Source organism: Methylobacterium sp. P5_C11, assembly GCF_054049775.1.
Window position 1 is genome coordinate 37,812 of sequence record NZ_JBFULS010000044.1, and the last position, 10,250, is coordinate 48,061.

The 10,250-nt window shown below is 71.5% G+C and carries 14 protein-coding genes; 7 read left to right on the forward strand and 7 right to left on the reverse strand.

Annotation, left to right across the window (positions count from 1 at the left end; translation table 11 throughout):
• Nucleotides 1–40: 40 nt before the first annotated feature.
• Genes ACXJKQ_RS20235 through ACXJKQ_RS20250 form a run of 4 tightly spaced genes read left to right on the forward strand, consistent with a single transcriptional unit; the run spans nt 41 to nt 3,860 of the window.
• The gene (locus ACXJKQ_RS20235; RefSeq protein WP_457107512.1) at nt 41–1,246 is read left to right on the forward strand and encodes an acyl-CoA dehydrogenase family protein; all 1,206 of its coding nucleotides are present in this window, start codon (nt 41–43) and stop codon (nt 1,244–1,246) included.
• Between the two features lie 49 nt (nt 1,247–1,295).
• A complete protein-coding gene (locus ACXJKQ_RS20240; RefSeq protein ID WP_457107513.1) occupies nt 1,296–2,474 on the forward strand; it encodes an acetyl-CoA C-acyltransferase family protein in 1,179 nt (392 codons plus the stop codon).
• A gap of 16 nt (nt 2,475–2,490) precedes the next feature.
• Complete coding sequence (locus ACXJKQ_RS20245) at nt 2,491–3,534, forward strand: phosphotransferase family protein (RefSeq protein ID WP_457107514.1); 1,044 nt, start codon at nt 2,491–2,493, stop codon at nt 3,532–3,534.
• Nucleotides 3,531–3,860 carry a DUF6285 domain-containing protein gene (locus tag ACXJKQ_RS20250; protein WP_457107515.1) on the forward strand — a complete coding sequence of 110 codons (330 nt, stop codon included), beginning with the start codon at nt 3,531–3,533 and terminating at the stop codon, nt 3,858–3,860. Before ACXJKQ_RS20245 ends, ACXJKQ_RS20250 begins: the two co-directional genes overlap by 4 nt.
• Before the next feature lie 138 nt (nt 3,861–3,998).
• Here ACXJKQ_RS20250 and ACXJKQ_RS20255 read toward each other — a convergent pair whose 3' ends face one another.
• A complete protein-coding gene (locus ACXJKQ_RS20255) occupies nt 3,999–4,745 on the reverse strand; it encodes a glucose 1-dehydrogenase (protein WP_457107516.1) in 747 nt (248 codons plus the stop codon).
• Nucleotides 4,746–4,850: 105 nt separating this feature from the next.
• Between ACXJKQ_RS20255 and ACXJKQ_RS20260 the strand changes: the two genes are divergently transcribed.
• From ACXJKQ_RS20260 to ACXJKQ_RS20270, 3 genes are all read left to right on the forward strand, one after another.
• Nucleotides 4,851–5,210 (forward strand): ArsR/SmtB family transcription factor, encoded by a 360-nt coding sequence (locus tag ACXJKQ_RS20260; RefSeq protein WP_457107517.1) that lies wholly within the window; start codon nt 4,851–4,853, stop codon nt 5,208–5,210.
• A gap of 133 nt (nt 5,211–5,343) precedes the next feature.
• Entirely contained in the window at nt 5,344–5,595 is a 252-nt protein-coding gene (locus ACXJKQ_RS20265) for a hypothetical protein (RefSeq protein WP_457107518.1), read from the forward strand.
• 118 nt (nt 5,596–5,713) lie between these two features.
• Nucleotides 5,714–5,962 (forward strand): hypothetical protein, encoded by a 249-nt coding sequence (locus tag ACXJKQ_RS20270; protein ID WP_457107519.1) that lies wholly within the window; start codon nt 5,714–5,716, stop codon nt 5,960–5,962.
• Nucleotides 5,963–5,965: 3 nt separating this feature from the next.
• On the opposite strand, the gene ACXJKQ_RS20275 is transcribed toward ACXJKQ_RS20270, so the two are convergent.
• The 6 genes from ACXJKQ_RS20275 to ACXJKQ_RS20300 all read right to left on the reverse strand — a co-directional run bounded on the left by ACXJKQ_RS20275 (nt 5,966) and on the right by ACXJKQ_RS20300 (nt 9,987).
• On the reverse strand, nt 5,966–6,661 hold the full coding sequence (locus tag ACXJKQ_RS20275) for a VIT1/CCC1 transporter family protein (RefSeq protein ID WP_457107520.1): 696 nt from the start codon (nt 6,659–6,661) through the stop codon (nt 5,966–5,968).
• Between the two features lie 5 nt (nt 6,662–6,666).
• Nucleotides 6,667–7,215: a cytochrome b gene (locus ACXJKQ_RS20280; RefSeq protein ID WP_457107521.1), complete on the reverse strand. Its 549-nt coding sequence runs from the start codon at nt 7,213–7,215 to the stop codon at nt 6,667–6,669.
• A gap of 67 nt (nt 7,216–7,282) precedes the next feature.
• Entirely contained in the window at nt 7,283–7,546 is a 264-nt protein-coding gene (locus tag ACXJKQ_RS20285; RefSeq protein WP_457107522.1) for a hypothetical protein, read from the reverse strand.
• A gap of 879 nt (nt 7,547–8,425) precedes the next feature.
• Nucleotides 8,426–8,938: a peptide-methionine (S)-S-oxide reductase MsrA gene (msrA, locus tag ACXJKQ_RS20290; protein ID WP_457107523.1), complete on the reverse strand. Its 513-nt coding sequence runs from the start codon at nt 8,936–8,938 to the stop codon at nt 8,426–8,428.
• Nucleotides 8,939–9,323: 385 nt separating this feature from the next.
• Nucleotides 9,324–9,707 carry a CsbD family protein gene (locus ACXJKQ_RS20295; protein WP_457107524.1) on the reverse strand — a complete coding sequence of 128 codons (384 nt, stop codon included), beginning with the start codon at nt 9,705–9,707 and terminating at the stop codon, nt 9,324–9,326.
• A 76-nt stretch (nt 9,708–9,783) separates the two neighbouring features.
• The gene (locus ACXJKQ_RS20300) at nt 9,784–9,987 is read right to left on the reverse strand and encodes a CsbD family protein (protein WP_457105977.1); all 204 of its coding nucleotides are present in this window, start codon (nt 9,985–9,987) and stop codon (nt 9,784–9,786) included.
• Nucleotides 9,988–10,250: the final 263 nt, after the last annotated feature.

Sequence of the window (10,250 nt, forward strand, 5' to 3'; positions counted from 1 at the left end):
CTCGATTTTTATCGCCGGGAGCGGCACGGGAGATGGACTCATGGATTTCACCATCAGCCCGCGCGTCGCGGATTACCGCGACCGGATCGCGGCCTTCGTGGAGACGCACGTCCTGCCGCTGGAGGCTGATCCGGCGGCCTATGACGGACACGGCAACATCAGCCTCACCGAACTGGCCCGTCTGCGCGGGCTCGCCCGCGACCAGGGCCTGTGGTGCCTCCAGCTGAAGCCCGAGACCGGCGGCGCCGGGCTCGACACGGTCGGCATGGCGGTCTGCTACGAGGCCATGAACCGCTCGATCTTCGGGCCGGTCGTGTTCAACGCGGCCGCGCCCGACGACGGCAACATGATGGTGCTGGAGAAGGTGGCGAGCCCGGCCCAGAAGGCGCGCTGGCTCGCGCCGATCGTGCGCGGCGACGTGCGCTCCGCCTTCGCCATGACCGAGCCGCATCCCGGCGGCGGCTCCGATCCCGGGATGATCCAGACCCGGGCCGAGCGGCGGGGCGACGCCTACGTGGTCACCGGCCGCAAATGGTACATCACCGGCGCCGAGGAGGCCGCGCACTTCATCCTGATGGCGCGCACCTCCGACGACGCGCGGAAAGGGCTGACCGCCTTCCTGTTCCACAGGGATCAGCCCGGCTGGCGGATCCTGCGCCGCATCCCGATCATGGGACCGGAGGAGCATGGCGGCCATTGCGAGCTGCTGTTCGAGGGCCTGGAGATCCCGGCCGAGAACGTGCTCATGAGCGAGGGCGACGGGCTGAAGCTGACCCAGATCCGCCTCGGCCCGGCGCGGCTGACCCACTGCATGCGCTGGCTCGGCCTGTCGAAGCGCTGCGTCGCGATCGCCCGGGCCTACGCGGCCGAGCGGCACGGCTTCGGAATCCGCCTCGCCGACCGGGAGAGCATCCAGCTGATGCTCGGCGACCTCGCCATGCGGATCGAGATCGGGCGCCTCCTGGTGATGAAGGCCGCCTGGGCTCTCGACCAGGGCAGCTTCGCCCGCAAGGAGGTTTCGATGGCCAAGGTGCACGTGGCCAACCTCCTGCACGCGGCCGCCGACACGGCGATCCAGATCAACGGTGCCCGGGGCTACTCCACCGACACGCCGCTGGAGTGGATCTACCGCTACGCCCGGCAGGCCCGCCTCGTGGACGGGGCCGACGAGGTCCACAAGATGGTGCTCAACCGCAACCTCGAAGCCGAGGGCGACGGCTTCTGGTCGTGGGATGTTGGGGCGTGAGCGGGGCGGTACATCCCGACAGGCTGATCGAGGCAGGGAGTCCGAGAGTATGACCGAGGTCGTCATCACAGGCGCGGTGCGCACCGCGATCGGCACGTTCGGCGGCGGCCTCGCCGGCACGCCGCCTTCGGAATTGGCAGCCAAGTGCGTCGCGGAGGCCCTGCGGCGGGCCAGGACGGCGCCCGAGGCGGTCGGCCACGTGGTCTTCGGCAACGTCATCCCCACCGAGCCGCGGGACGCCTATATCGCCCGCGTCGCCGCCCTGGAGGGCGGCCTCCCCAAGGAGGTACCGGCGATGACGGTCAACCGCCTCTGCGGCAGCGGCCTGCAGGCGATCGTCTCGGCAGCACAGTCGATCCTGCTCGGCGATGCCGAGACGGCCCTGGCCGGCGGCGTCGAGAGCATGAGCCGCGCGCCCCACCTCCTGACCTCCGGACGAACCGGGCAGCGCATGGGCGACGCCGTGCTCGTCGACTACATGCTCGGCGCGCTGAGCGACCCGTTCGGCAACGGCCATATGGGCGTCACCGCCGAGAACGTGGCCGAGCGCTACGCCGTTTCCCGCGACGTGCAGGACGCCTTCGCGGCCGAGAGCCAGGCGCGTGCGGCCCGGGCGATTCGGGAGGGCCGGTTCCGCGACCAGATCCTGCCGATCGAGGTCCAGCGCAAGCGCGAGACGGTGGCCTTCGACACCGACGAGCACCCGAAGGCCACGAGCGCCGCGGATCTCGCCAAGCTCCGCCCGGCCTTCTCCAAGACCGGCAGCGTCACGGCCGGCAACGCCTCGGGCCTGAACGACGGCGCCGCCGCCCTGGTCGTGACCAGCGCGGCCCGCGCCGAGCGGGACGGCACGACGCCGCTCGCCCGGATCGTCGGCTACGCCCATGCCGGCGTGGACCCGTCCGAGATGGGCATGGGTCCGGTGCCGGCGGTGCGGCGTCTGCTCGAGCGGACGGGGATGCGGGCTGGCGATTTCGATGTCATCGAGTCGAACGAGGCCTTCGCGGCCCAGGCCTGCGCGGTCTCCCGCGCCCTCGACCTCGATCCCGCGAAGGTGAACCCGAACGGCGGCGCCATCGCGCTGGGCCACCCGATCGGCGCCACGGGGGCGATCATCACCGTGAAGGCGCTCTACGAGCTGGCCCGGACCGGCGGCCGCTACGGGCTCGTGACCATGTGCATCGGCGGCGGCCAGGGCATCGCCATGGCGGTCGAGCGCGTCCAGTGACGCGGCCCTGAGCCCGATGCTGGACGCTGATCAGAAGACGGCGCTCTGCGCCTGGATCCGCCGGACCCTGGAGGCCGGGACGGTCACCCTCGACGACGTCCGGCCGTTGAGCGGCGGATCCATCCAGGAGAACTGGATGCTGCGCTGCCGGGTCGACGGGACCGAGCGGAGCTTCGTCCTGCGCAAGGACGCGGCCGCCACCATCGCGTCGAGCCGTCCGCGGGCGGAGGAGTTCCGGATCCTGCGTGCGGCCTTCGCCGCCGGCGTGCGCGTGCCGGAGCCGGTCGGATTCTGCGCCGATCCGGGCGTGGTCGGAGCGCCCTTCGCCCTGATGGGTCTCGTCTCCGGCATCGGGTTGGGGCCGCGGGTGGTGAAGGACACGAGCCTCGGCGGTGACCGCGCGGCCCTGGCCGAGCAGCTCGGGCGGGAGCTGGCCCGGATCCACGGCATCCTGCGCACTGACGGCCCCGGCCGCGCCGCCCTGACGGGGGACCTCGCCTTCCTGGGGACACCCGAGGCGAGCCCGGCGCTGGCCGAGATCCGTACCCTGCGGTCGAACCTCGACGGGATCGGTGCCGTGCGCCCGGCCCTGGAATGGGGCCTGCGCTGGGCGGAACGCCATGCGCCCGCCTGCGCGGAGCCGATCCTGGTGCACCGCGACTTCCGCACCGGCAACTACATGATCGACGCCGCAGGCCTGACGGCGATCCTCGACTGGGAATTCGCCGGTTGGGGCGATCCGGTCCAGGATATCGGCTGGTTCTGCGCCGCCTGCTGGCGGTTCGGGCGGCCCGATCTCGAGGCCGGGGGGATCGCCCCGCGGGCGGACTTCTATCGCGGCTACGAGGCCGAGAGCGGGCGCGGGATCGACCCGCAGGCGGTGCGCTACTGGGAGATCATGGCGCATCTGCGCTGGGCGGTGATCGCCCTGGAGCAGGGACATCGCCACGTCTCGGGTCAGGAGACGTCCCTGGAACTGGCGCTCACCGGACGGATGGCGCCCGAACTCGAGGCCGTGGTCCTGCGCGAGACCGCGCCCGAACGATGGGGCACCCGATGAGTTCAGCCTTCCCGGACGCACCCTCCGGCGCCGCGCTCCTCGCCGTCGCCCGGCAGAGCCTCCTCGACGAGGTCGCCCCGGCCCTGTCGGGACGGCAGCGCTACGTCCTCCTGATGGCCGCAAACGCGATGGGCATCGCCATGCGGGAGATCGAGCAGGCCGAGGCCGCCGCCGGGGCTTGGGAGCGGGCACTGGGGGCCGCCGACTCACCGACGGACCTGGTCGCGGCGATCCGCGCCGGCCGGTTCGACGGGGACGCGGCGCTCCACGACGCCCTCGCCGAGACGACACGGATCGCCGCCGGCATCCGGAAGGCGCCCGGGTAGCGGCTCCGGCGACGGCGTGGCTGCCGCCGGCCGACGGCCCCGGTTCGTCCGGGCCTCGGCCCGCCCGATCCCAGGCCGCCCCGGCCGCCATCCCGCGCGGGCCGCGGATGCGGGCACGCTCAGGGCCGCAGCCCCGCGTCAGCGAATGCCGCCGCTGGCGGTGATCACCTCGCCGGTCAGCCAGCGGGCCTCCTCGGAGGCGAGGAACGCGACGACGCCGGCGATGTCGTCGGGTTGGCCGGCCCGGCCGAGCGGCGTCTGTGCGACGAGGCCGGCCTCCATGTCTGAGCCGACGATGCCGGCCGAATGCGTGCCTTCGGTCACGACGAAGCCCGGGCTCACCACGTTGACCCGGATCCGGCGCGGAGCCAGTTCGTTGGCCAGAACACCCGAGATCGCGTTCAGGGCGCCCTTGGTTCCGGCATAGGCTGCCGCGGTCGGCGTATGCACATGGGTGATGGCCGACGAGATGTTGATGATGCTGCCGCCCTCGCCGAGATGACGTGCCGCCGCCTGGGTCGTGAGCAGGACGCCCAGGACGTTGACGTCGAAGAGGCGGCGGTAATGCGCCTCGGTGATCTCGTCGAGAGCCGCAAATTCGTAGAGGCCGGAGTTGTTGACCAGCACGTCGAGCCGGCCGAACCGATGCACCGCCGCCTCGATCAGGCGGTGCGCCTGCTCGGCCTTCGAGACGTCGGCCTGGACCGCGATGGCCGTCCCACCGGTCGCGGTGATGGCCTCGACCACCGCATCTGCGCCGGCTCTGCTGGAGACATAATTGACCACGACGGCGGCGCCTTCCTGCGCGAGCGAGCGAGCGATCGCGGCACCGATACCCTTGGATGCGCCGGTCACCACGGCGACTTTGCCGGCAAGCTTCGACATGTGTGCTATCCTCCGAGCGGGACCGCCTCCATGCTGGCGATCGCGATCCCATAGTTCGGAATTTCGGAACTATGGGATCGCGGATCAAGCCCCTATGGACGATTCATGAGACCCCTGTTCCATCCCGCCATCGAGGATGTTCGACCGGAAGCGATCCTGCATGCGCTGTCCGATCCCAGCCGCGCGGCCATTTTCGCCAAGATCATGCAGGCTGGCTGCGTCGAGGCCTGCTCCGCCGTCGCCGCTGTCGGGGATCGGGTGATTCCGAAGTCGTCCTTGTCCAACCACTTCAAGGTGCTGCGCGAGGCGGGATTGATCCGCAGCGAGCGTCACGGGGTCGAACTTCGCAACCATTCGCGTTGGGTCGAGGTGGATGCGCGCTTTCCCGGTCTGCTGGCCGGGATCGTCAACGCCTACGCTTCGGATGCCGGCTCTGACCCGGTGAGTGTCGTCACCGGCGATTGATGCGGTCCGCCTGTCGTCGCGGGGCGGTCGGTCGTTTCCTGCCGGCATGACGCGAAACTCCCCTCCAGCATGCAACGGTTTCCGGCTATGCGGGCTTTCTCACCGTCTTATCGAAGCGCAGGGAGAGATCGACATGTCGGTACGCTTGGTCACGGCCGTTTTGCTTCTGTCCAGTGCGGGCTCCTCGGTCCTGGCGGCACCGATGTCGGCCGACGACAAGGCGGCGCTCCAGCAGCAATGCATGGGCGATTTCACGACCTATTGCGGGAACATGCCGCCCGAGGACGGCCCCGAGACTCAGGCGTGCTTCGAGAAGAACATGGCGAAGCTGTCACCGGGCTGCCAGAACGCCATCCAGAGCTTCAAGCAGGGCAAGAAGGGCTGACGACGCCGGCCCCGTCCTGCTGTACGATGCTCGACGGGGTCGGGAGTCCCGCGCAACGCGGGGCCGGCGATCCGCCGGCCCGCGGCCGCATCCGGGACGATCCGGGGATCCGACGCTCATGATCCGCACCACACTCGCGATGCTCGCCACGGTGGCCGGACTGTCCGCGGCTCACGCCCAGCGATCGGCCCGCTCGCCTGACGCGGACCCGACCTTCATCGAGCCGACGGACGCTGCCCACCGGCACTGTTCGGGCTCATGCATGAAGACGGGCGCCCTGCAATGGTTCTGCCGGCCCGACCAGACCTGTTCCCTCGATTGCGCCACCGCGCCGCCGAAGATGCATTGCCACGATCCGAAGCGGTAGCCGTCAGACGGCTTTTCCGACGAGGCTTCCGATCCCGGCGGTGACGGCCATGGCGAGCACGCCCCAGAAGGTCACCCGCGCCGTCGCCCGCGCGATGGGAGCACCGCCGGCCTTCGCGCCCAGGGCTCCGAGAACCGCCAGGAAGACCAGTGATGCGGCCGACACCGTGTAGACGGCGAGGCTCGCCGGCGAGAGCGCCGCCACCGCCAGCGGCAGCGCCGCGCCGGCCGAGAAGGTCGCGGCCGAGGTCAGGGCCGCCTGGACCGGGCGCGCCGTCGTGATCTCGGAGATGCCGAGTTCGTCCCGGGCATGGGCGCCGAGCGGGTCCTTGGCCATGAGCTGGTCGGCCACCTGAAGGGCCAGCGCGTAGTCGAGGCCGCGCCCGACATAGATCCGCGCGAGTTCTTCCCGCTCGGCCGCCGGGTCGTTGGCCAGTTCGCGCCGTTCGCGGGCGAGGTCGGCCTGCTCGGTGTCCGCCTGGGAACTGACCGAGACGTATTCGCCCGCCGCCATCGACATCGCACCGGCGACGAGGCCGGCGCAGCCCGCCACGAGGATCTCCCCCGGAGCGGCGGCGGAGGCCGCGACCCCCACGATCAGGCTGGCGGTCGAGACGAGGCCGTCATTGGCCCCGAGCACGGCGGCCCGCAGCCAGCCGATCCGGTCGATCAGGTGTCTCTCGGAATGGACGGGGCGCATGGATGTCACGGTCTCCAGGGCAGCATGCGGCGCAGGACGGCGTCATGCCAGAGGTAGTGGTGAACGAGCGCGGCCGCGGCGTGGAACAGGGCGACCGCCATCAGGACGTTGGCGGCGAGGCCGTGCCAGTGCGTCAGGGGACGCCGCCATGCCGGGTCGCCGATCGGCGGCAGGCTCAGCGGGCCGATGAGCGTCACGCCGCGCACGAAGGCGTTGGCAATGCCGAGACCGACGATGACGAAGAGCAGCCCGTACAGGGCCGCGTGGGTGATTTTCGCCAGTCGATGCAGGGGGCCGGCATCCTCGACCGGCAGGCTGCGGCCCCGCGTCCGACGCCAGGCCAGCTGGGCGACGAGCAGGGCGGCGAGGACGAAGCCGACGTCGAAATGCGCCGACCAGAGGCCGGAGCGCAGGGTCCCTTTCGGCACGAGGTCTTCGAGGAAGGTGCCCACCAGCCAGAGACCGAGGACGAGCCCTGCGGTCAACCAGTGCAGGGCGATGGTGACGCTGTCGTATCCCGGGACCGTCCGCATCGTTTCGACAGTCTGCTTCATGCTCGCTTTCCTGGATAGACCCGCGATGCTGCCGGACGATGACGGGAATCGGCGCACCCGATCCACGTCACGGCTCGGATCGCCCGGGCGCCGACGCCGCCCCCGCCCGGGCGAGGGCGCGCACACCCTTGGCGCTGATGAACCAGAGGCCGGCGGCGTCCCGGCCTGATAGCCTTGGCCGGACGAGGCCGCGCTCCCGCAGGGAGCGTATCGTCCGCATCTCCCAGGGCCTGGGCGCCAGGAGCGCCCCCTCCCGTGCCAGACGGAGCAGCATGGCCCGTTGGCCGGGGGTGAGGACGCCGCGGGGCGCCGGTCGGTCGGGCGAATCCATCGCAGATTTGGAATTACTCTAATCTAGACGGCACCTCAAGCGCGGGCCCCGCGTCGATGGCCGCGGAGCCCGGCCCGGCCAGGACTTGGCGGGCATCGCGGCGGGCGCCTGCGCCGCGGCTTTCGCCCCTTCAGCTCCACCGGGGTGTCGTCGTTGCGGTCCCGTCGGGTGTTCGCGTCGGTGCCGGTCCGCTGAAGCTGAGCGCACGTCGTCGAAGGCGGCAGCAGCGTGGCCGCGGCGGCGTTGTTCGAACGGATCATCGAGAACCTTGGATCCCCTGCGTGGCGGCGAGGCGGGCGTCGCCCGAAACGGCGGGACGGATGTCACGAAGCAGGGACGGATTCGGCACCCCCGGCGTTCCGGAATGAAACCGAATTTACGGTTCGGGATCTCGACCGTGCCCGCCGCCGGAGTCGGCGACGCATAGGCCGGCGCCGAGCCTTGGGTCGGCCTCGACGCGGGCCGCGGTGCCGATGGTCGGGGCTGTCGAGGCCCCCGGCGCGCAGCATCCCGTTGACGACGCGCAGGACCGTGGAGGGGCAGTGCTCACCCGTCCGGTCGGGGGTGTCGGCGAGCTGTTCTGGGCCGATGCCGAGCGCCCGCCCGCCGCGGTCACCTCGATCGAGCGGCGGTCCTCGGTCAGCCCGGACCGCACAGGGGCGGCGGTCCGTCTGACGCAACCCATGCGCCCCGCCGGCCGGCCGGCGCGGCGCCCGCCCAGGGCCGGCATCCGGGGGGGCAGGCCGGCGCCGATCTCCGCACCGAACCGGCGCACTTCAGCGACCGCGCCGTCCCGGTGCCGATGGCCCGGTCAGGGCCGTGGAGTCCTGAGGCGGGACGCCGCCGACCCCGTCGTGCCGAACCCGCTCACGGGTCCTGTCAGGCCGGGGTCCGTGCGGGCAGGACCCAGCCCGGCCTGACGAAGTGACAGGTGTATCCGCCGGGACGCCGTTCCAGATAATCCTGGTGTTCCGGCTCGGCCTCCCAGAACGGCCCGGCCGGCGCCACCTCGGTCACGACCTTCCCCGGCCACAGCCCGGAGGCGTCGACGTCGGCGATGGTATCCTCCGCCACACGGCGTTGCTCGTCGTCCTGATAGAAGATGGCCGAGCGGTAGCTGAGGCCCCTGTCGTTGCCCTGGCGGTTTGGGGTCGTCGGGTCGTGGATCTGGAAGAAGAACTCCAGCATGCGCCGGAAACTCGTCTGGGTCGGATCGTAGATGATCTCGATGGCCTCGGCATGGGTGCCGTGGTCGCGATAGGTGGCGTTCGGCACGTCGCCACCGGTGTACCCGACCCGGGTCGACACCACGCCCGCCTGGCGCCGGATCAGATCCTGCATGCCCCAGAAGCACCCGCCCGCCAGCACCGCCTTCTCGGTTGTCATCGTCATGTCCCGTCACTCGCCTCGTCTGCCGCGCCTATATGGGGCGGGCGAGGACACTTCGCCGCCATCGCGCGTGCACGGCCGGATCCATCCGTGACGACCCGCGGCGCGACCCCTCATTCGCGCCCGTCGCAAGCGGTGTTTCCGACCGCACCCGCGACCGGGTCCGGTAGTATGACGATCTGTCCCGGATGGATCAGGTCCGGATCGCGGATCCGGCTCTCTGATTGGCATCGTCGATCACGGCGAAGCGGTCACCCGCGCCTCGGGTGCCCGTTCAGAATGTCCGGCCGGTGCGATCACGCCGTCCGTAGCGGCGTCCGAGAAAGGCGACGAGCTTGGGGACGATGAACGCCGTCAGGATCTTGTGCAGCATCGGGTGTCTCCGGGTTCAGCGGGCGCGGCGCACGAGCCAGCCCGCCGCGAAGGCGAGGGCGGCCAAGCCCAGCACGGTGTTGGCGTGGTTGCCGTCGAGGGTGCGGACGGCCCGCCGGCCGTAGGTCGCGCCGCGTTGGCGGGCGTCCCGGGCGAGCCGGCGGCCGTCGTCGATGAGGTCGTCGGCCCGCGCCCATGCCTCGTGAGCGAGATGGCGGCCGTCCTCGGCGAGGTCGTCGGCCCGGTCGCGGGCGCGGCCGTAGGCGTACTGGGCGCCGCCGGCCACCTGGTTCACGGCGCCGCGCACTTGGCGCGCCGGGTCGCCGGTCAGGCCGCCGACGGCGGTCTGCGCGCGACCCTTGAGGTGACGGGACGCGCCACGGATCTGGTCGCGGTTCATGGGGGGCTCCTGTGTCGGGCTGGGGCTGCTGCGATCCGGGGATGGGGCCGGTCCGGCCGGCCCCACCCGGCCGCGGTCAGTGCGTGCCGGTGATCTTGTCGGCGAGGGTCTTGGCGCCGTCCTTGACGTCGCCGACCGTCTTCTGCGCCTCGCCCTTCAGCTCCTGCGCCTTGCCCTCGGCCACGAGCTTGTCGTTGCCGGTGGCCTTGCCGGCCGCCTGCTTGACGGTGCCGACGGCCTCGTTGGCCAGACCCTTGAGCTTGTCGGTGGTGCTGCTCATCGCGTGCGCTCCTTGCGGTTGGGGGTGGGATCGGGGTGGATCCGGCCGCGGGCCGGGCGGCGCCCGCACGGCGGGCGCCGGGGGCGATCAGGCGCGCTGGGTCTCGTAGGTGCCGAGCAGGGTCGCGGGCTTGGGGGCGCCGAGGCGGCCCCCGAAGAGCGCGGCCAGCGCACCGAGGATCAGCGCGAGGGCGGCGTAGAAGGCGCCCTGGGTGGCGGCGGACTTGGCCGTCACGGCCGCGGCCTCGGCCTTCTGCTTGGCGG